The sequence below is a fragment of the Citrobacter sp. Cpo030 genome, assembly GCF_030333005.1.
Classification (GTDB): domain Bacteria; phylum Pseudomonadota; class Gammaproteobacteria; order Enterobacterales; family Enterobacteriaceae; genus Citrobacter; species Citrobacter portucalensis.
In genome coordinates this window covers 124,015-145,253 of sequence record NZ_JAOWGT010000060.1, presented here as the reverse complement: position 1 = coordinate 145,253, position 21,239 = coordinate 124,015, and the positions used below count along the sequence as shown (strand labels likewise).

At 47.6% G+C, this 21,239-nt stretch carries 22 protein-coding genes and 1 tRNA gene; 14 read left to right on the top strand and 9 right to left on the bottom strand.

Annotated features, from left to right (window positions below; translation table 11 throughout):
* Positions 1-114: 114 nt before the first annotated feature.
* A tRNA-Ser gene (locus OGY37_RS11945) sits at positions 115-202 on the bottom strand.
* Positions 203-438: 236 nt separating this feature from the next.
* On the opposite strand from OGY37_RS11945, the gene ghrA reads away from it, so the two are divergent.
* From ghrA to OGY37_RS11925, 4 genes are all read left to right on the top strand, one after another.
* Positions 439-1,377 (top strand): glyoxylate/hydroxypyruvate reductase GhrA, encoded by a 939-nt coding sequence (gene ghrA / locus OGY37_RS11940; RefSeq protein WP_003832080.1) that lies wholly within the window; start codon positions 439-441, stop codon positions 1,375-1,377.
* A 208-nt stretch (positions 1,378-1,585) separates the two neighbouring features.
* Complete coding sequence (locus OGY37_RS11935; protein WP_079937993.1) at positions 1,586-2,323, top strand: phosphatase; 738 nt, start codon at positions 1,586-1,588, stop codon at positions 2,321-2,323.
* Between the two features lie 23 nt (positions 2,324-2,346).
* Positions 2,347-2,901, top strand: a complete 555-nt coding sequence (locus OGY37_RS11930) for a TorD/DmsD family molecular chaperone (RefSeq protein ID WP_003832084.1) — start codon at positions 2,347-2,349, stop codon at positions 2,899-2,901.
* A 101-nt stretch (positions 2,902-3,002) separates the two neighbouring features.
* Entirely contained in the window at positions 3,003-3,485 is a 483-nt protein-coding gene (locus tag OGY37_RS11925; RefSeq protein WP_032934412.1) for a DUF1097 domain-containing protein, read from the top strand.
* A 46-nt stretch (positions 3,486-3,531) separates the two neighbouring features.
* On the opposite strand, the gene csgG is transcribed toward OGY37_RS11925, so the two are convergent.
* From csgG to csgD, 4 genes are read right to left on the bottom strand one after another with little or no spacing between them, the layout of a single operon-like run.
* A complete protein-coding gene (gene csgG / locus OGY37_RS11920; protein WP_003036082.1) occupies positions 3,532-4,365 on the bottom strand; it encodes a curli production assembly/transport protein CsgG in 834 nt (277 codons plus the stop codon).
* A gap of 25 nt (positions 4,366-4,390) precedes the next feature.
* Entirely contained in the window at positions 4,391-4,804 is a 414-nt protein-coding gene (gene csgF, locus OGY37_RS11915; protein ID WP_003832089.1) for a curli production assembly/transport protein CsgF, read from the bottom strand.
* Between the two features lie 25 nt (positions 4,805-4,829).
* Entirely contained in the window at positions 4,830-5,228 is a 399-nt protein-coding gene (gene csgE, locus OGY37_RS11910) for a curli production assembly/transport protein CsgE (RefSeq protein ID WP_003832091.1), read from the bottom strand.
* A 4-nt stretch (positions 5,229-5,232) separates the two neighbouring features.
* A complete protein-coding gene (gene csgD, locus OGY37_RS11905) occupies positions 5,233-5,883 on the bottom strand; it encodes a biofilm master transcriptional regulator CsgD (RefSeq protein WP_003832092.1) in 651 nt (216 codons plus the stop codon).
* Between the two features lie 760 nt (positions 5,884-6,643).
* Here csgD and csgB point away from each other — a divergent pair.
* The 6 genes from csgB (at position 6,644) to OGY37_RS11875 (ending at position 10,519) form a co-directional block, all read left to right on the top strand.
* Entirely contained in the window at positions 6,644-7,099 is a 456-nt protein-coding gene (gene csgB, locus OGY37_RS11900) for a curli minor subunit CsgB (protein WP_032941802.1), read from the top strand.
* A 40-nt stretch (positions 7,100-7,139) separates the two neighbouring features.
* On the top strand, positions 7,140-7,589 hold the full coding sequence (gene csgA, locus OGY37_RS11895) for a curli major subunit CsgA (RefSeq protein WP_008784338.1): 450 nt from the start codon (positions 7,140-7,142) through the stop codon (positions 7,587-7,589).
* A 60-nt stretch (positions 7,590-7,649) separates the two neighbouring features.
* Positions 7,650-7,982 (top strand): curli assembly chaperone CsgC, encoded by a 333-nt coding sequence (gene csgC, locus OGY37_RS11890; protein ID WP_020996502.1) that lies wholly within the window; start codon positions 7,650-7,652, stop codon positions 7,980-7,982.
* A 150-nt stretch (positions 7,983-8,132) separates the two neighbouring features.
* Complete coding sequence (locus tag OGY37_RS11885; RefSeq protein ID WP_126318520.1) at positions 8,133-8,453, top strand: YmdA family protein; 321 nt, start codon at positions 8,133-8,135, stop codon at positions 8,451-8,453.
* 100 nt (positions 8,454-8,553) lie between these two features.
* Complete coding sequence (ymdB, locus tag OGY37_RS11880; RefSeq protein WP_198579712.1) at positions 8,554-9,096, top strand: O-acetyl-ADP-ribose deacetylase; 543 nt, start codon at positions 8,554-8,556, stop codon at positions 9,094-9,096.
* Complete coding sequence (locus OGY37_RS11875; protein WP_286620870.1) at positions 9,029-10,519, top strand: phospholipase D family protein; 1,491 nt, start codon at positions 9,029-9,031, stop codon at positions 10,517-10,519. Before ymdB ends, OGY37_RS11875 begins: the two co-directional genes overlap by 68 nt.
* Positions 10,520-10,538: 19 nt before the next feature.
* Here the strand turns inward: OGY37_RS11875 and mdoC are convergent, their stop codons facing one another.
* A complete protein-coding gene (gene mdoC, locus OGY37_RS11870; protein WP_286620867.1) occupies positions 10,539-11,699 on the bottom strand; it encodes a glucans biosynthesis protein MdoC in 1,161 nt (386 codons plus the stop codon).
* Between the two features lie 271 nt (positions 11,700-11,970).
* On the opposite strand from mdoC, the gene mdoG reads away from it, so the two are divergent.
* The 3 genes from mdoG (at position 11,971) to OGY37_RS11855 (ending at position 16,331) form a co-directional block, all read left to right on the top strand.
* The gene (gene mdoG / locus OGY37_RS11865; RefSeq protein ID WP_103014639.1) at positions 11,971-13,506 is read left to right on the top strand and encodes a glucans biosynthesis protein MdoG; all 1,536 of its coding nucleotides are present in this window, start codon (positions 11,971-11,973) and stop codon (positions 13,504-13,506) included.
* Entirely contained in the window at positions 13,499-16,027 is a 2,529-nt protein-coding gene (mdoH, locus tag OGY37_RS11860; RefSeq protein ID WP_286620865.1) for a glucans biosynthesis glucosyltransferase MdoH, read from the top strand. The genes mdoG and mdoH overlap by 8 nt, the downstream gene beginning before the upstream one ends.
* A 76-nt stretch (positions 16,028-16,103) precedes the next feature.
* On the top strand, positions 16,104-16,331 hold the full coding sequence (locus OGY37_RS11855; RefSeq protein ID WP_003832117.1) for a YceK/YidQ family lipoprotein: 228 nt from the start codon (positions 16,104-16,106) through the stop codon (positions 16,329-16,331).
* Here the strand turns inward: OGY37_RS11855 and OGY37_RS11850 are convergent, their stop codons facing one another.
* Positions 16,332-16,709, bottom strand: a complete 378-nt coding sequence (locus OGY37_RS11850; RefSeq protein ID WP_126319843.1) for a MysB family protein — start codon at positions 16,707-16,709, stop codon at positions 16,332-16,334.
* A 691-nt stretch (positions 16,710-17,400) separates the two neighbouring features.
* Between OGY37_RS11850 and OGY37_RS11845 the strand changes: the two genes are divergently transcribed.
* Positions 17,401-18,732: a sensor domain-containing diguanylate cyclase gene (locus OGY37_RS11845; protein ID WP_164562947.1), complete on the top strand. Its 1,332-nt coding sequence runs from the start codon at positions 17,401-17,403 to the stop codon at positions 18,730-18,732.
* A 64-nt stretch (positions 18,733-18,796) separates the two neighbouring features.
* On the opposite strand, the gene mdtG is transcribed toward OGY37_RS11845, so the two are convergent.
* Positions 18,797-20,017 carry a multidrug efflux MFS transporter MdtG gene (gene mdtG, locus OGY37_RS11840; protein WP_148362134.1) on the bottom strand — a complete coding sequence of 407 codons (1,221 nt, stop codon included), beginning with the start codon at positions 20,015-20,017 and terminating at the stop codon, positions 18,797-18,799.
* Positions 20,018-20,172: 155 nt separating this feature from the next.
* Positions 20,173-21,093, bottom strand: a complete 921-nt coding sequence (locus tag OGY37_RS11835; protein WP_003832126.1) for a Kdo(2)-lipid IV(A) acyltransferase — start codon at positions 21,091-21,093, stop codon at positions 20,173-20,175.
* Positions 21,094-21,239 lie beyond the last annotated feature (146 nt).

Sequence of the window (21,239 nt, the reverse complement as noted above, 5' to 3'; positions counted from 1 at the left end):
TGTCCAACTGGCTGCGCCAGTAGTCGAACCCCGGTCGGGGCTTCTCATCCCCCCGCAGATGTGCAACATGCGAAAAAAAAAGCCCGTACTTTCGTACGAGCTCTTCTTAAAATATGGCGGTGAGGGGGGGATTCGAACCCCCGATACGTTGCCGTATACACACTTTCCAGGCGTGCTCCTTCAGCCACTCGGACACCTCACCATATTGTTGTCCCTGTGCTACCGGAACGGGCGCTAATGTAGGGGAAACACCGCCCCGCCGTCAATCAACTTTTTGAAAAAAATGTGCATTTACACAAACTTCAAGCAACATGGAGCATAAATAAGCGGGAATTGTTTTTTTTGCCAGCATCCTAAAATTTGCTACTCTGATGTTCCCTCGAAAAATGATGATAATAAGTGCGAGAAAGTTCCGCACAACAATGTTCAGGAGACAATATGGATATAATTTTCTATCACCCAACATTCGATACGACCTGGTGGATTAATGCGTTGGCAAAGGCAATACCTGGTGCGAACGTACGTGAGTGGAAAGCGGGTGATAATGCACATGCTGACTATGCGCTGGTCTGGCATCCGCCGGTTGAAATGCTCGCAGGACGAAAATTAAAAGCCGTATTTGCGCTGGGAGCGGGTGTCGATTCTATTCTCAGTAAACTCAATGCTCATCCGGAAATGTTGGATGCGTCGATCCCGCTTTTCCGTCTGGAAGATACGGGTATGGGCCTGCAAATGCAGGAATATGCGGTCAGTCAGGTGCTGCACTGGTTTCGTCGCTTTGATGATTATCAGGCATTGAAAAATCAGGCGAAATGGCAACCGTTGTCAGAATATACTCGCGAGGAGTTTACCGTCGGGATCATGGGGGCAGGGGTATTGGGCGCAAAAGTTGCCGAAAGCCTGCAAGCATGGGGATTCCCACTGCGCTGCTGGAGTCGTACGCGTAAATCCTGGTCTGGCGTGGAAAGCTTCGCCGGTACTGAGGAACTGGGCGCATTTTTGAGTCAAACTCGCGTGCTGATCAACCTCCTGCCTAATACGGCAGAAACCGTAGGCATTATTAACGCTGATTTACTTAGCCAATTGCAGGATGGCGCCTACGTGCTGAACCTTGCACGCGGTGTTCATCTCAATGAAGACGATCTTCTGGCATCGCTGGACAGCGGCAAGGTGAAGGGGGCCATGCTGGATGTTTATAGCCGTGAACCGCTGCCAGAAAACAGCCCATTATGGAAACATCCGCGTGTGGCGATGACGCCACATATTGCCGCAGTTACCCGTCCGGCAGAAGCGGTGGACTATATCTCCCGCACGATTATGAACCTGGAGAGCGGGCAAGTCGTAACAGGTCAGGTCAATCGCGTTCGGGGATATTGATGGTAACCCGGCAAGTACCGGGTTTCAGCTAAAATACCCGCCATACTTCAAGCTGCATGTGTGTTGGCTACGGTTGTTCACCCAATCACCTGCTACAAAGCTCATCGGGTATCACTCCCTTGCCGCCTGCCTGTAACTCGCATTATTTAGGGTATTAATGGCGGCGATACCTGCTATCCTTGACGGAAAATGACTACAGGAGAGAGTTATGTATCCCGTTGACCTGCATATGCATACCGTCGCCAGCACCCACGCCTACAGCACCTTAAGTGATTACATCGCTGAAGCCCGTCGCAAAGGCATCAAGCTGTTTGCCATTACCGATCATGGACCGGACATGGCGGACGCGCCTCACCACTGGCACTTTATCAATATGCGCATTTGGCCACGTGTCGTGGATGGCGTGGGGATTCTGCGCGGAATAGAAGCCAATATTAAGAATATTGAAGGTGAAATTGACTGTTCAGGTCCGATGTTTACCTCCCTGGACCTCATTATTGCGGGTTTCCATGAGCCGGTTTTTGCACCTCACGATAAAGACACCAACACCCAGGCAATGATAGCCACGATGGCCAGCGGCAATGTGCACATCATTAGCCATCCGGGAAATCCCAAGTATCCCGTTGATATTACTGCAATTGCGCAGGCGGCGGCGAAGTACCAGGTTGCACTGGAAATCAATAACTCTTCTTTTTTGCATTCGCGTAAGGGCAGTGAGGATAATTGCCGTGCGGTTGCTGCGGCTGTGCGTGATGCCGGCGGCTGGGTGGCGTTAGGGTCGGATTCACATACAGCTTTCACGCTGGGAGAATTTGGCGAATGCCGTAAAATCCTGGATGATGTTAATTTCCCTGAAGACAGAATTTTAAACGTCACACCTAAACGTCTATTGGCGTTTCTGGAATCGCGAGGCATGGAGCCGATCGCGGAATTTGCTGAACTGTAATTGTTACTAACTGGAATATATCAATGAACGAGTTTTCTATCCTGTGTCGTGTACTGGGCTCGCTATTTTACCGCCAACCGCAGGACCCTTTACTGGTTCCCCTGTTTACCCTGATTAGTGAAGGTAAACTGTCAGCCAACTGGCCGCTGGAACAGGACGAACTGCTCACCCGTTTACAGAAGAGCTGCGATATGCCCCAGCTGGCTGCAGATTACAACGCGCTGTTTGTCGGTGACGAGTGTGCAGTGCCGCCTTATCGTAGTGCCTGGGTAGAAGGGGCGAAAGAATCCGATGTTCGTGCATTTCTTTCAGCCCGGGGCATGCCGCTGGCTGATACACCGGCAGATCACATTGGTACGCTGTTGCTGGCGGCTTCATGGCTTGAGGACCAGTCTGCGGAAGATGAAAGTGAGGCGCTTGAAACCTTGTTTGTAGACTACTTGCTGCCCTGGTGCGGTACGTTCCTTGGAAAAGTTGAAGCGCACGCGAACACGCCTTTCTGGCGTACGATAGCACCGCTGACGCGTGATGCCATTGGTGCGATGTGGGACGAATTGCAGGAAGATACAGACGAATAAATGTGATGTGTATCACTTAATAGTGCAACTCAATTTATAAGCTTGCATAAATTGTGTGCGCGATCTCATTCCCATGCCGTTTTTCTGCTAAGATGCGCGGCATGAACATACTTCTCTCAATTGCAATCACAACGGGCATTCTCTCCGGGATCTGGGGATGGGTGGCCGTTTCTCTTGGTTTACTCAGTTGGGCTGGCTTTCTGGGTTGTACGGCATATTTCGCCTGCCCGCAAGGTGGGTTAAAAGGACTGTGGATCTCGGCGTGTACGCTGCTAAGCGGTGTGGTGTGGGCGTTGGTGATTATTAACGGTAGCGCGCTTGCTCCGCATATGGACATTATTGGTTATGTCATGACAGGAATTGTCGCGTTTCTGATGTGTATCCAGGCAAAGCAATGGTTGCTTTCATTTGTACCGGGCACGTTCATTGGCGCATGTGCAACATTTGCAGGGCAGGGGGACTGGCGACTGGTTGTTCCGTCATTGGCACTGGGTCTGGTATTCGGCTATGCGATGAAAAACAGTGGTCTGTGGCTGGCATCTCGCCGTGAAAATAGAATATCGTCGACGCTGACCAGTAAATAAAAAAGCGTGAGGGATTTCCTCACGCTTTTTATGCTGTATAGACCCATCAGGATTCTGGCGGTACCGACATATGACGGTATTTAACCAGAATGTCATTATCAACTTGTTTCTTATCCTGCAAATCCCACAATCCGCGATCGATGCCGTCATTAATCAGGAAGATAACGCCCGTTTCAATCGCTGACATCAGACAAAGCATAACCGGTTCGTTAGAGGTGTAACCAATTTCACCTTCCAACAGACGCTGGTAGTCAATAAAGCGGAACACCCCAGCCTGTACTTCATAAGACAGAATGGTTTTACTGGTATTCACTGACGACAGGATCTCACCGGTGCTGACGTTAACTACGCGCAGGTTTACCGCTATCTGGTCGAGCTGGTATTGCGTATCGGCGCCAATACCAAAATAACGTGCACCGACACCACCGGATTTAACGTTGCTTTCATAACCGATAATTGACCCTTCCACCATGACGTTTGCCGCGGTCAGGGACTGTAGCGGGATCCGGTTATTAATCGCAACCGTACCGTTTTCCTGAGCTGCACGAATGATTTTGCGTTCGTTAAGCAAGTTCTGTAACCCCTGACGTTCCAGTGGGACGAACCAACGAGAATCTTTCAATGCGGTGACAAGCATAGCCGTGGCGCTTTGCGGGACGGCGGTTGAGAAGTTACTTGCCGGGTAAGGTTTAAATTGGCCAGTCTCATCCTGAATGTTGTATACCGACACAAAGATCTTACCTGTAGGCATAGGCAGATGCGTCAAGTCTTTATAGCTTTGGGCTCGGGGCATTAATGTCGGCTTAGCGGCTTCTTGAGGCGGGGCTGTTAAACATCCGCTGAGTAAAATTACTGCCACCATGATAAGTAAACGCTGCATGATTATTTCCTTTCGTGGCTATAACTTAGAAGTCGGTCGACTGTGTTTGTAAACCCGACACTTCAATAGTCGAAGTTTTCCCCGATTTCCTGTCGGTGACATTCAATTGCAGTTGTCCGTCCCGGTTGGCGATATCAATGATAAAATCATTGGTCACCATTCTTCCTGGTTTACCGGTATTAATGTTGGTGAGTAGGCCACCGAGAATTTGTGACTGAATCGCCTGAGTAAAGTTATCCAGAGCTGACGGGGTTTCAATACCGTAATCGTCATAGCTTGGATCTTTATATGAGTTCTGGGCCTGGGCGCTGTTCAACAGAAAAGCACCATTATTCGGGTTGCCACCAAAGTTTGGGTTGCGAAACTGGAACGTCATGTTTCCGGCCCAACTTAATGGTGAAATTAGCATGAGCAAAACCACTGCATGTTTAACACGCATGAAAGCCTCCGGACAAAATCATGTTTTAGAATTCATCACGCGCTAAATCGCTAGTGCTTAATAGTGTTTGATCTATTTGCCGGCGATTTAATGCTTCTTCAGTTTCTGCCAATGCGAAGACAACTATTTTGTCGAAGTCTCTTTTCGTTGGGAATAAAAAAGTCTGGAAGATAACGTCTTGATTGACCGTTATGGTGATCCAACTTCCCCAACGCGCACTGGGTCTTTCATTAATGGTTAAGTTTCCTGTGTACTCGCTTTCCCACTTATCACTAAAGGCCCGATAAAAATCATGACCGATTGAAGAGACAGTGTGGTCAGTTAACAGTCCGGGAACCTCCACCTCTACGGTTGTCGCTGCGTGCAGACTCCCGGCAGCAAAGAATAAATTTGCTGCCACAATCCAGGTCAAATAGCGTTTCATGGCTTTATCGCCTGAGGTTATCATTGGCCCATGAGACCGCCTGCGTACGATTTTTGACAGCTATCTTTTTGAAAAGATTATAAAGATGTGTTTTTACCGTATTTTCACTGATAAACAGTGAGCGAGCGATTTCAATATTTGAGGCGCCGATACGCAATTTATTAAGGATCTCTTTTTCACGGTGCGTCAGCAGTGCCGACTCCGTGCTGTTATAACGATAATTTCCAGAGTGCGTGATCAGATAACTGGCAAGTTTTTGCGTGAAGTAACATTCACCGCGCAAGATACCCTGCAAGCCGCTTACAACACGCTGCTCGTCTTCAGTTGCGTAAAAAACACCATTGATATGCGGCCAGTTTTCGATATCCCGATAAGGGTAATCATCAGGAGTATTCAACAATAACGTCTTTATATTGTTGTTTTTTCTACTCAAATTATCTTGCCAGTAATGGATCAGTTTTTTATCTGCCTCCATCATATCCAGTAAAACAATGCAGCTGGAGGATATATCATCCAGAGAACGTTGAATATTATGTAGTTTTCCGGTGAGTGCCAGTGATTGTTTTAAATGCTGTAATAATGCAGTTGCCTGCAAAGAAGGTTTTGTGATCAACAATAATGTATGACCATGAATACTATGGACTTCATTAAACATGATGAAACTCCACTTTTTAGTCGCACACCTGACAGCTGTCTCTACTAAAATAGAGGCACCAGAAGTACTGACAGATGTTGCACTGCTGTGTAGATATAAAATATCGACCCAAAGGGGTGAAAATATTAAAACAAATGGACTTCAACTGATTTCAATCTAGCTATTACAAATCTTAAAGCAAGTGTTAAACATGTAACAACTTGTAAAATTATATATTAAAATGTGATTTTATGGTTTTATTAGAGTTTAGATTTGATAGGAAAGTTGTACATTTTACCTTTGCTGCATAGATTTAAAAAATCATACAAATTATAGTAACACATTGATTTTAAGTCATTTAATTAATGATTGTTGAGTTTTAAATTTCTAATGAATTCTAAAATCCTTGTCTCAATTTACGTTGGTCAATTTTAGATGGAAAAAAATGACCTTTGTCACGACTTGTACCGATGTCTATCTCGACGTTGTACTGAGAGGCCCTGATATCGTGCAAAATGCACTTTCTCAGTGACTGCATAGAAATTCATTACTGATAGCAAAATAAAAATAAAATCCAGACCTGAAGCGATGTTATTCACTGTTAATTAGTACTTTGGTGTGAATCCGGATATAAAAATACCACTCGCGGGTGAGTTATTTAAAATGTTTCCACGGACATACTCTTCATCGTAACGTGGCGTTAACAAATGTAAGTCATGTTAACAACAATTTGAGTGGTAATTAATTTAACTTCAAGTACGACCAGGTCCAGGGTGACAACATGAAAAACAAGTTGTTATTTATGATGTTTACAATACTGGGTGTGCCTGGGATTGCATCCGCAACCAGTTATGATTTAGCTAATTCAGAATATAACTTTGCGGTAAATGAATTAAGTAAGTCTTCATTTAATCAGGCAGCCATTATTGGTCAGGTTGGTACTGCTAATAGTGCAAATACTCGCCAGGAGGGCACTAAGTTATTGTCGGTCATTTCGCAAGAAGGTTCAGGTAACCGGGCGAAAACAGATCAGACGGGATCAAATAACTTTGCATATATTGATCAAACGGGTAGCTCTAATGATGCGAGTATTAAACAAAGCTCTTACGGTAATACGGCGATGATTATCCAGAAAGGCTCTGGTAATAAAGCCAATATTACCCAGTACGGTACACAAAAAACAGCAGTTGTGGTGCAGAGACAGTCGCAAATGGCAATTCGCGTTACTCAACGCTAATCCATAAACGACGTTTAAATCAATCCGATGGGGGTTTACCATGAAACTTTTAAAAGTGGCAGCATTCGCAGCAATCGTAGTTTCTGGCAGTGCTCTGGCAGGTGTTGTTCCGCAATGGGGCGGTAATCATCATGGTGGCGGTAGCAACTATGGCCCAGACTCTTCAATGAGTATTTACCAATTTGGCTCTAGTAACGTTGCGAATGCGCTGCAAAGTGATGCACGTAAATCAGACGTGACTATCACACAACACGGACATGGTAACGGTGCGACCGTCGGCCAAGGTGCTGATGACAGTACCATTAGCCTGAAACAGACCGGCTTCCAGAACAGTGCTGATATCAATCAGTGGAATGCAAAAAATGCTGATATCAGCGTAACTCAGTTCGGTGGTCGTAACGGTGCTGTGGTTAATCAGACAGCGTCTGACTCCAATGTGCTGATTCAGCAGGTTGGTTATGGCAACAATGCTACAGCTAACCAGCACTAATTCAGTTTTCTGACTGATAATAAACAGGGCGAAAGCCCTGTTTTTTTTCGGGAGAATATTATGCACACGCTATTACTCATTGCCGCGTTGGCAAATCAAATAACATTCAATACAACTCAGCAAGGTGACATGTACACCATTATTCCTCAGGTGACATTAGCTCAACCGTGCGTATGTGAAGTGCAAGTTCTTGCCGTACGTAAAGGAAAGGGCGGACAAAGTCAGTCACAGCAGAAAACAAGCCTTTCGGTCCCTGCTAATCGGCCAATTGAATTAACAAAAATGAGCTTTAATATTTCACCGGAGGATTCGGTTAAAATTATCGTTACCGTTTCTGACGGGCAGTCTCTGCATCTGTCGCAACAATGGCCTGACTCAAACAGTCACCCATAATTTTTTGCCGGATTTGCATTAAGGGTGTGGCTGGGAGTGCGGTGCTGTTCTATGAATATAGAAACGAACAAACGTTTTATTTGATCGTAACTCGCAGCGGTGAAGGATCATTGTGATCCCTCAAGGATGATTAATCATTGAGGAACCCTTATGTGTACATTCTTAAAGCGTATTTTAAATACCGGTTTGTGGGCTTTTTCTCTTTTAACCCTCCCCGCAATGGCGACGCAAATCTTACCCGGCGGGGTTATTCATTTTCATGGTGCAATAGTTGAAGCACCTTGCGACGTTAACACTCGACAACAACAGATTGAATTGTCATGTATGCGTGATGGCACGATGAGTAATAGTCTCTACGACCTGCAACAGGTCACGACAGCGCCTCAGAGTGTGCAACAAATTGCCACGGTGAAAATGCATTACCTCAATGAACAGAAAAGCATGGCTATTCTAAATATTGAATATAAATGAATCATTCTGGCGTAGGTATGCACGCTTATGGCTAAAAAATGAGATTTCAAGGAAAACCCTGCTGTACACTTAACGGAGAGTGTTTTGTCAGGGGGAATTTATGCAATCGCGTGTTCATGTGTTACAGGGCGACATTACGACGATCGCGGTAGATGTGATCGTCAATGCGGCCAACTCCTCGTTACTGGGAGGAGGTGGAGTCGATGGCGCGATTCATCGTGCTGCCGGGCCTGCGTTGTTGGAGGCCTGCAAACAGGTTATACAACAACAGGGAGGATGCCCGACCGGGCATGCCGTTATCACGCTGGCTGGCGCGCTTCCGGCAAAAGCAGTTATTCACACCGTAGGGCCCGTCTGGCAAGGCGGTGATCACCACGAGGCTGAACGACTTGAAGAGGCCTATCTAAATACATTGCAACTGGCCTTAGCCAATGGTTATCAATCCATTGCTTTTCCAGCGATAAGCACCGGTGCTTATGGTTACCCACGCGCTGCAGCAGCAGAGATCGCGGTGAAAACGGTGTTGAAATTTATCACCCGGCGTACGCTTCCCGATCAAATATACTTCGTGTGCTTTGATGAAGAAAACGCTCGACTATACAAGAGATTACTTACCCAACAAGGCGATGAACGCACGGACTGATATGACACGACTTGAGCGTGCCATCACGCCGCTATGCGTAAACCACCCGGGAGAATGCGGCATTCTGACGTTGGATGACAGCCTGGATGCGTTTGCTGCTCGCTATCGGTTGACGGAAATGGCGGAACGAACCCTGGATGTTCAGTATTACATCTGGGAAAGCGACATGTCCGGGCTATTGTTATTTTCCGTTTTGCTGACCGCAGCGAAGCGGGGCGTCCGGGTGCGTTTGTTGCTGGATGATAACAACACGCCAGGTCTGGATGACACGCTGCGTTTGCTGGACAATCACCCTAATATTGAAGTTCGCCTGTTTAATCCCTTTTCCTTTCGCATTCTGCGTGCCCTGGGCTATTTAACCGATTTTGCCCGGTTGAATCGGCGTATGCACAACAAAAGTTATACCGCTGACGGCGTCGTAACTCTTGTGGGGGGGCGAAATATAGGCGATGCCTATTTTGGCGCAGGCGAACAACCACTGTTTTCCGATCTGGACGTTATGGCTATTGGGCCGGTTGTCCAGGATGTTGCAGACGACTTTGAGCGTTACTGGCACTGCCGCTCGGTTTCAACATTGCAAAACGTACTTGAGGTGGCTGAACCAGCTTCTACGCAAAAAATCGAACTTCCTGAATCCTGGTATAATGATGACATCACGCGTCGCTATCTACATAAGCTGGAAACCAGCCAGTTTGTGACCCATCTCGATCAGAGGTCGCTGCCGCTAATTTGGGCGAAAACGCGCTTACTGAGTGATGATCCTGCAAAAGGAGAGGGGAAAGCGCCGCGCCACTCACTATTACCGCAGCGTTTGTTTGACGTGATGGGATCTCCCTCCGAGCGTATTGATATTATTTCCGCCTACTTTGTACCCACTCGCGCCGGTGTGGCGCAGCTCCTGAGACTGGTGAGAAAAGGCGTTAAGATCGCAATTTTAACTAATTCTCTGGCGGCGAATGATGTTGCAGTCGTTCACGCGGGCTATGCGCGTTGGCGAAAAAAACTCCTGCGCTACGGCGTGGAGTTATACGAGCTCAAACCGACCCGCGATCGCGTTTCAGCAGTACACGACCGGGGATTAACCGGTAATTCAGGCTCCAGCCTGCATGCGAAAACCTTCAGTATTGACGGTCGTAAAGTGTTTATCGGCTCGCTTAATTTTGATCCCCGTTCAACGCTGCTCAATACGGAAATGGGGTTTGTGATTGAGAGTGAAGTACTGGCTGAGTTGATTCATAAACGTTTTATGCAAAGTCAGCGTGATATGGCCTGGCAACTACGTCTTGACCGTTGGGGCAGAATTAACTGGGTTGATCGGCTTTCTGGCAGCGAACAGGTACTGAAAAAAGAACCCGCTACAGGATTCTGGAAGCGGGTTCTGGTGAGGCTTGCATCCGTGTTGCCCATTGAATGGCTGCTCTGAACCATTCAATGCAAGAAAACTAACCGGCAACCGCCTTGTTTTTATCCTGCTTAATCGGCGGTTTACCCGAAAAGAGAAACTTCAGCACCGGGATCCGTAAATGGATTTCGTACAGTATGATCGCAATTCCAACCACAAAAAGAAGGCCGCAGAGAAAACCCAGCAGATTCGACTTGATGTGCGGTGTGATATACGCGCCAAAAAACAGCGTTAGCGGGTGGTGCACCAAATAGATGAACAGCGACGCGTTGACAAAATAGGTCACGCGAGCCGACTGGAAATTCATTAAACGGTGGCCAAGCGAAAAGACGACGTTTACCATCCATAGCCCCATGACCATGGTAATGACATATTCGGTTTCATACATCCAGGCATCGCCGTTGCCGTAACGTTGATTGAGCAGGTATGCGACAAATGCGAATGCGGCGCCTAGCGTGCAGCCGCGCGATGGCGTGGTAAACAGTGCTTTCAGATTAGGATTGATAAACGCCAGCGCGCCGAGCATAAAGAAAGGCACATAGAACAGCGTTTGCATAACGATAAAATTAAACATGCCGTCGCTGAGAATCGAAGGGTAGAGGATGAAAATCGTTCTTCTGACGACGGCATAGCCGACACCCAACAATATAAAAATCAACGTTAATTTGGTCATCGACACCCCCGATGCAGGGGTACCGTCTCCACGCGATAGTCTGTTTTTCATTTGGGTAAACACCCACATACTCAGGGTCGTTAACACCACCAGAACCAGTAAAAACCACAGATGGGAAATCAGCTCCCAGGCCAGCGCATTGTATTTGTCGTAGCCGCTGAGGGTATGCCAGCTGTCTGCTTTCCCTTTCACGTATTGCAGCATGATAAATTGCGGCAGCGTAAGCAGCGGAATCGCGGTGAGCATTGGGATCCCCACGCGTTCTACACGCACCTTCCACCAGCGCTTTAACGGATAGCGCAAAAACAGCATGTAGGAAAAATAACCCGAAATGACAAAGAAGACCTGCATGCGAAATGCATGGATAAAGTCGTTAAAAAGGGTTAACCACCACGAAGGTTCTGCGCTGTTCACGTGCCAGGTGTGGGTGGAGTAGATCAATGAAATATGGAATGGGATCCCTAACAACATTAGCCAGGCACGGATGGAGTCAAGAAAATATTCACGTGGTGGTGATACAGAGCTCATAGACAGTTACGTATTCTCAGACTTTTCGTCTTATCCCTAAGACGAATAATGGTTACATTCGAGGGCAACCCTACACGAAGTCCAACAACCTGTCTCCAGGATAAGCACGCAAAGTGAAAACAGGCAGATGAACCTGCTTAAACCATGAGCCAGCGCGCGAACAATACAGGGATTCAGTTGTCGGAGTACCCGATTATCCATTAAAATGGATCGGATCAATATAAGCACACAAAGGGGGAAGTGCTTACTAATTATGAAACATAAACTACAAATGATGAAAATGCGTTGGTTGGGTGCAGCAGTCATGTTAACGCTGTACACATCATCGAGCTGGGCGTTCAGTATTGATGATGTTGCAAAACAAGCTCAATCCTTAGCCGGGAAAGGCTATGAGGCGCCAAAAAGTAACTTGCCCTCCGTTTTCCGCGACATGAAATATGCGGATTATCAACAGATCCAGTTCAATCGCGATAAAGCGTACTGGAGCAATCTCAAGACCCCATTTAAGCTCGAGTTCTACCACCAGGGTATGTACTTCGACACACCGGTCAAAATCAACGAAGTTACCGCCACGGCGGTGAAAAGAATCAAATACAGCCCGGATTATTTTAATTTTGGCGATGTTCAGCATGATAAAGACACGGTAAAAGATCTCGGCTTCGCCGGGTTCAAAGTGCTGTATCCGATCAACAGCAAAGATAAAAACGATGAAATCGTCAGCATGCTCGGTGCCAGCTATTTTCGCGTTCTGGGCGCAGGTCAGGTCTACGGCCTGTCAGCGCGTGGCCTCGCGATTGATACCGCTCTGCCTTCTGGTGAAGAATTTCCCCGCTTCCGTGAGTTTTGGATCGAGCGTCCGAAACCGACTGATAAACGTTTAACCATTTATGCTTTGTTGGATTCTCCGCGTGCAACCGGAGCGTATCGTTTTGTCATTATTCCAGGCCGTGACACTGTCGTTGATGTTCAGTCCAAAGTTTACCTACGCGACAAAGTGGGCAAACTGGGCGTGGCACCGTTAACCAGTATGTTCCTGTTTGGACCGAACCAGCCGTCTCCGGCGACAAACTATCGTCCGGAACTGCATGATTCTAACGGTTTGTCTATCCATGCCGGCAACGGGGAGTGGATTTGGCGTCCGCTGAATAACCCGAAACATCTCGCGGTGAGCAGCTTCGCTATGGAAAACCCGCAAGGATTCGGACTGTTGCAGCGTGGCCGTCAGTTCTCGCGTTTTGAAGATATCGACGATCGCTACGATCTGCGCCCAAGCGCCTGGATCACGCCAAAAGGTGACTGGGGTAAAGGTAAGATTGAGTTAGTTGAAATCCCAACTAACGATGAAACGAACGATAACATCGTTGCGTACTGGACGCCGGATCAACTGCCTGAAGCGGGCAAAGAGATGAACTTCAAGTACACTCTGACGTTCACGCGTGATGAAGACAAGCTTCATGCGCCGGAAAGCGCCTGGGTACAGCAGACTCGTCGTTCTACCGGTGATGTAAAACAGTCCAACCTGATTCGTCAGCCTGACGGTACCATCGCGTTTGTGGTGGACTTTACCGGCACAGATATGAAAAAGCTGCCGCAGGATACCCCGGTTACCGCACAAACCAGTATTGGCGACAACGGCGAAATCGTTGAAAGCACTGTGCGCTATAACCCGGTATCTAAAGGTTGGCGTTTGATGCTGCGCGTGAAAGTGAAAGACGTGAAGAAAACCACTGAAATGCGTGCTGCCTTGGTCAATGCCGATCAGACGCTGAGTGAAACCTGGAGCTACCAGTTACCTGCCAATGAATAAGACAACTGAGTATATTGACGCATTGCCGCTTTCGGATATCGAGAAAGCGGCACTGCCGAAAACTGACATCCGCGCCGTTCATCAGGCGCTGGATGCCGAGCATCGTACTTACTCGCGCGAAGATGATTCACCGCAGGGGTCTGTGAAAGCTCGCCTTGAGCAAGCATGGCCGGATTCTTTGGCTAAAGAGCAGTTGGTTAAGGACGATGAGGGCCGCGATCAGCTGCAGGCGATGCCAAAAGCAACGCGTACCTCTATGTTCCCCGATCCCTGGCGTACCAACCCGGTTGGCCGTTTTTGGGATCGCTTGCGTGGGCGCGATGTGACGCCTCGTTATCTTTCGCGTTTGACGAAAGAAGAACAAGAAAGCGAGCAAAAATGGCGTACTGTAGGCACCATCCGCCGCTATACGCTGTTGATTCTAACGCTGGCGCAAACGGTCGTAGCAACCTGGTATATGAAGACGATCCTCCCGTATCAGGGTTGGGCATTCATTAATCCGATAGACATGATGGGGCAGGATTTATGGGTCTCCTTTATGCAATTGCTGCCCTACATGCTCCAGACCGGCATTCTTATTTTGTTTGCTGTGCTTTTCTGTTGGGTGTCTGCGGGATTCTGGACCGCGCTGATGGGCTTCCTGCAACTGCTGATTGGGCGAGATAAGTACAGTATCTCGGCCTCAACGGTTGGGGATGAACCGCTGAATCCTGAACACCGTACTGCGCTGATTATGCCTATCTGTAACGAAGACGTTGACCGCGTATTTGCGGGACTGCGCGCTACGTGGGAATCGGTCAAAGCAACGGGCAACGCCGAACATTTCGATGTTTATATCCTGAGTGACAGCTACAACCCTGACATCTGCGTAGCAGAACAAAAAGCGTGGATGGAGCTGATTGCTGAGGTGCAGGGCGAAGGGCAGATTTTCTACCGCCGTCGTCGTCGTCGCGTGAAGCGTAAAAGCGGCAACATTGATGACTTCTGTCGTCGCTGGGGAAATCAGTACAGCTACATGGTGGTGCTGGACGCTGACTCAGTGATGAGCGGTGACTGTCTGAGCGGCCTGGTGCGTCTGATGGAAGCGAATCCGAATGCCGGGATTATCCAGTCTTCACCGAAGGCTTCCGGTATGGATACGCTGTATGCGCGCTGCCAGCAGTTTGCGACCCGTGTTTATGGACCGCTGTTTACCGCCGGGCTTCACTTCTGGCAGTTAGGGGAGTCACACTACTGGGGTCACAACGCCATTATCCGTGTGAAGCCGTTTATCGAGCACTGTGCGCTCGCGCCGTTACCGGGCGAAGGCTCGTTTGCGGGCTCGATCCTCTCCCATGACTTCGTGGAAGCGGCATTGATGCGTCGTGCGGGCTGGGGCGTGTGGATTGCCTACGATCTGCCGGGCTCTTATGAAGAGCTGCCGCCAAACCTGCTGGATGAACTCAAGCGTGACCGTCGCTGGTGTCACGGCAACCTGATGAACTTCCGTTTGTTCCTGGTGAAAGGGATGCACCCGGTTCACCGTGCGGTGTTCCTGACTGGTGTGATGTCCTATCTGTCCGCGCCGCTGTGGTTTATGTTCCTCGCGCTCTCTACCGCATTGCAGGTGGTGCATGCGTTGACCGAACCGCAGTACTTCCTGCAACCGCGTCAGCTATTCCCGGTATGGCCGCAATGGCGACCTGAACTGGCGATCGCGCTGTTTGCTTCAACGATGGTACTGTTGTTCCTGCCGAAGTTGCTGAGTATTTTGCTCATCTGGTGTAAAGGGACGAAAGAGTACGGCGGGTTTATCCGCGTTACGCTGTCGCTGCTGCTGGAGGTTCTGTTCTCTGTGCTGCTGGCGCCGGTGCGTATGCTGTTCCACACCGTCTTCGTCGTGAGCGCTTTCCTCGGTTGGGAAGTTGTCTGGAATTCACCACAGCGTGATGACGATTCCACTCCGTGGGGTGAAGCGTTTATGCGTCACGGTTCCCAGTTACTGTTGGGGCTGGTGTGGGCTGTGGGTATGGCCTGGCTCGATCTGCGTTTCCTGTTCTGGCTGGCACCGATAGTCTTCTCGCTGATCCTGTCGCCGTTTGTTTCTGTGATTTCCAGCCGTTCCACGGTGGGGTTACGTACCAAGCGCTGGAAGCTGTTCCTGATCCCGGAAGAGTATTCTCCGCCGCAGGTGCTGGTGGATACCGATACCTATCTGGTGATGAACCGTAAACGCACGCTGGAAGATGGCTTTATGCATGCGGTATTTAATCCGTCGTTTAACGCACTGGCCACGGCCATGGCGACTGCACGCCACCGCGCCAGCAACGTGCTGGAGATTGCACGCGATCGTCATGTGGAACAGGCACTGAACGAAACGCCGGAGAAACTGAATCGCGATCGCCGCCTGGTGTTGTTGAGCGATCCGGTGACCATGGCGCGTTTACATTACCGTGTCTGGAATTCACCTGATAAGTATTCTTCGTGGGTGAACTACTATCAGGGACTGACACTGAACCCGCTGGCGCTCAGGAAAAAATAAGCGTTCTGTAACGTGAAAATACCGGCCTGGTGCCGGTATTTTTTTATATTGAATAGAATGAGTCGTGAGGTAGCCGGTGCGAATTTTGGCTGTAGGAATAATGATCTTCTTCCTGAGCGGATGCGGCAGCATTATTAGTCGTACCATCCCAGGGCAAGGACACGGAAACCAATACTATCCTGGCGTGCAATGGGATGTTAGGGACTCCGCATGGCGCTACGTCACTATCCTCGATCTGCCATTTTCGCTGGTGTTTGATACGTTGCTGCTGCCGCTCGACATACATCATGGACCTTACGAGTAATTATCGCTCATCCCATTCATCGGCTGCGGTCTGCCCCTCTTCAGTATCAAGGGGAGGTTCCAGCTGGAATTCACCTTCATCCCATTCGTGAAGCGTATTTTCTTCCTGCCACTCCTGGCGGATTTCAATTTCATCATAGTCGCCATCAAAAACGCTCTGGGCCGCTTCTCCGCTCAGGATTGGAAGACATTCACCATCTACATCATCCTCGTCAGCAAAGAATTCCGCCTGCCACATAACGTCGCCATCCTGTAGCACGTATTTTTGGACGCTTAGCTGTTGAACGCTGACGTCGTCTGACTCAAGGTCAGGGTTATCAGCCAGAAACACTTCACGAGCTGCATCAATAGCCTCTTCCAACGTGGCATAAAAATTCATGTCATTCTTTGCCATATTTCTTCTCCTAAAGCGAACAATAAAGGGGATGATTCAATCTATAGACGGCGATCCGCAGAGCGTCAAACCCGTTAGCTGCATGGCTCTCTCAATCAGATGATTACTGCCTGCAATGCCTACGAGACCAAGTGAAAGTAACTCCGGTTGTTTATGAAAAAATTTACATTGGCAGATACTGAAGCCGACGTAATATCAGGAAAAAAATTCAAGAAAAAAGAGTAATGTATGTGGTTTGCAATGTAGTAATGAAAATCGAAAAATTAAAAAATGACGTTATATAAGGAAATCTTCAGGGTTAAACGTTCTTTTTTATGTGTTTTAGCGGGGGGATCCGATCGCTTATGACGCAATATTTCATAACTTAATAAAAATAAAGAAGAAAATTAATGCCCAATACGGAAGTGTCGCAGGGGCAATCAATGAAAGTGGCTAAACTTAGTGGTGTCTCTGGTAGTGACAAAGTATCTTTTGTGTATGGGGGGTGTGAATGGTGTGAGTGATACTTAAATAGTATACATAATAAAATATTATTAATGACAAAGGTTATAAATCTATAAGAAACCATTAAATAAGAAATGAATTAGTGTCATTGAATCTGTGTAGATATAATAGTTTGCAAAATCTTATGCTTTATTATATAAAATGCAAAATTAAGAAAGCCCTGAAGGTTGTTATGGATAACGGCAATTCAAATAATAGAAGGTTAATGGCTTTCTATATAATCTGTTTGGCTAGCTATGTTCTTGGTGGAGTGTGTCTTACACAATTTAAATTAACGATACAAAGTGTCCCGCAAACAGTATATCTGATTATAATTGTAGGGTTGTTCTTTTTATATGGGATAATCTTCCTGTTTATGTTATTCCAGTATCTTTGTAGAAAAGATCTCACCTGCCTTATGATATTAGGTATGGCGTTTCTTGGGAATAACATATTTTTCATCGAGACTATCTACATCGTTCAGGACTTGATTAATGATTATGCCTCAATCGAAAAAAGAACTAACGATATAGCCATATTCTATTACTTTCGGCAGATTAGTTTCATAGCTCTACTATTTGTTTCATTAAAATCTTATAAAGTATCCTCGACAGTTATTGAAACCAAAGAAAGAGAACCTTGCTATATCGTTCTGTCTTTTTTAATCATGCTTGTTATTGCGGTGGTGGCGCACGCTCTGGCCAGTTATAACCCTAATTTTACACTCGAGATCACAAGCGTGAAGCCTGATAATGTCACTGTGCACTGGCATATTGGGTACATTTATTCGCTAATTGTATCCTGGGGACTGGTCCTGTTGTATTTAATCATTAAAACCAGAACGCATAACATCTTGTGGAAAAGTATAGGGCTATTGTGTTGCTCAGCAATATTGACCAATGTACTACTTCTGAGCCTGGATGAATATAGCATGTATATTTGGTATGTTAGCCGGGGGATTGAGGTGATAAGTGCCCTGTGTATAATCTCAATACTGATGTACAACACCTTCATCATCTTAAAAAAAGAAACGGATTCAGCTATTAAAGACGCAATGACTAAAATATATAATCGTAAACTATTCTATAAGTCATTAAAATCATCATTAGCAAAAGGCACAGTGTGTGTAATGGTTCTGGATATTGATAAATTCAAACGGATTAACGATACCTACGGTCATCAGGAAGGTGACAGAGTAATAATCAGCATTGTCGATATTATCAATAAATCAATCAGAGATACGGATATTTTTGCCAGAGTAGGCGGAGAAGAATTTGCGATCCTTCTTAAGTGTAACGATAAAGATGAGGCAATTGTTGTTGCAGAGCGAATTAGGCGAAATGTAGAGAACGGTACGACAATACCAAATTCATATGAGTTAAAAGAAAAAATGACGATAAGTATCGGTGTATATTGCAGCAAAATTGATGATGAATCAGCGGATAAAGTTGTTTCATACGCCGATGCCGCTTTGTATGAAGCCAAAAATTCTGGCAGAAATAAGGTGTGTTACTATTATCATTAAGGTTGAAATATACGCCGTGTAAGATAAATTTATTATTCCGAACCGGCGAATACAAATACACAAATCATCCCACGACCTCTGTACTCCGACGACGGCGCAGGCTATTCCACGAGTACAGGGCGTTAAATAGTACGACGCCCGCGGTCACACAGAAAACGGCTCGAAAACCGTAGTTTGCGGATATCGCTGCCCCCATTAGAGGTCCTGTTACGTTACCGATATCGCGAAATGATTGGTTATAACTGAAAATACGTCCAGCTATTTGATTGGTCGAGTTGTAAACCAGCAGCGTTTGTACCGCCGGGAGCAGAGCGCCGTCGGCCGCACCCAATAAAAAGCGCAGAACACCAAGCTGCCAGGGCGTATGGACAAATGACATTGGAATAAGCAGTAACACAGAAACGATCAACGCGACGATCAGGATCTTCTCCGGGCCAATTCGATCGCCTAATTTGCCAAGTTTCGGGGCGCTGATTAATGCCGCAACGCCGGGGACAGAGGCTATCATCCCACTGATAAACGCAATATTGCTGACGTTGCCAGCCAACTCTCGAACGTACAGTGTCAGTATTGGCGCGATAGAACCGGTGGCTACCTGAATGATCAAAGTGGTGATAAACAGGCTCAGCACCAGTTTGGGGTTCTTTAAAGAGGCCACGACTTCACGAATGTGCAGCATTTCCTTCTTGCTCACCGGCTGGAAATGTTCGCGGATAAAAAATAGCGTCAGGATGAAGCAGACCAGCAGCACGCTGGCGGTGATGAAAAATACAGGGCGTAGTCCGTACTGATCCGCGAGGAGGCCGCCAGCTAGCGGCCCGAGCAGTGCGCCACTAACGCCACCGGTTGAAAGCGTTCCCAGTGCCCAGCCGCTTTTATTGCGTGGAACCTGGGTGGCGATCAGTGCATTCGCATTGGGGATGAATCCACCAAGCAGCCCTAACAAGGCGCGAAGGATTAAGAACTGCCAGATATTTTGCGCCAGTCCCATCAGCAGCATCACAATTGCCATGCCCAACGCGGAACGCAGCAGCATGATTTTTCGTCCTTTTCGATCGGCAAGGCCACCCCAGAAAGGAGAGGCAATGGCTGAAAAGAGAAAGGTGATGCTGAAGACCAGGCCCGACCACATATTCAGGGCGCTATGACCCGTGACGCCGAGACTCTCGACGTAAAGAGGCAAAAAGGGCATGACCAGGCTAAATGCTGCTCCGGTTAAAAAACAACCTAACCAGGCAACGGTGAGGTTGCGTTTCCAGTTTATGGGGGCATCTGAGGGTGACATAGCGTTCCGCAGTGTGATGCGCTGTTTGCGCTATCGATTGAATATAAGTAAGCAGGCTAATTATGCGCCTGGTTGATAGTTGCTGCAATGCGGATAGCAGTTAAACCTAAAACGGGGTGGGAGGGTGTTGCAGCCCACTTGACTGCAACACTGCGTCAGTACAGAGAAGGGGAGCCTTCAGGACGCGTCTTGAAGCGACGATGCAGCCACATATACTGCTCTGGCGCCATCATTATGCATTGCTCAACAATTTTGTTCATCCACGCAGCTGTAGTCTCTGCGTCTTCCAACGGTGGCGAGCATTCTGGAGGTAACATAATCAATTGATACCCTTTACCGTCAGGTTTGCGGCGGGGAACAAACGGTACCAGGCAGGCATTGGACATGCGCGAAAGCATCCAGGTTCCTGAGGTTGTTGCGGCTTGTTCAACGGCAAAAAGTGGTACAAACACGCTGGCGCGAGGGCCGTAATCATGATCCGGCGCGTACCAGACCACTTCGCCCTTTTTCAAGGCTTTAATCATCCCTTTCAGGTCTTTACGATCGAGCATTGATTTATTCGAGCGCATGCGGCCCCAGGTTTGTAGCCAGTCCAGCAGCGGATTGTCGTTAGGGCGATACACACCAATACCCGGCTCCTGCAAGCCAAACTGGCGCGCACCCAGTTCCAGAGTCAGAAAGTGCAGACCCACTAACAGAATCCCGCGTTTTTGCGCCTGAACGTCACGGATATGTTCCATTCCGATCACTTCCGTCCAGCGCGAAATACGCTTATCGGACCAAAACCAGGCCATCCCGGTTTCCATTACGCCCATGCCTACGGATTCGAAGTTCTTGACGACCATTTGCTGGCGTTCCTGCTCACTCATCTGCGGGAAGCACAGTTCCAGATTTCGGGAAACAATTTTTGCCCGACGTTTCATCAAACGTAGCGCCAGTCGACCTAACGCACAGCCCAACTTAAAGAGGATGGGGTAGGGTAACTGCACGATTAACCAAAGGATGCCAATACCCAGCCAGGTTAACCAATAACGTGGATGCAGTAACGCAGCCGAAAACTTGGGTAAATTCGTCATGTCTATCCTGTCTTCAAACGACCAATTCCCTGTATTGTCGCATTTTTTCGCGCGTATCAAAAATTTGTGACGGGAGAACGGTGATTAATTCCGCAATTGTTGTTGCGATTTTATCGTGAAGTATGAAATGTAGCGTAAAATGTGTG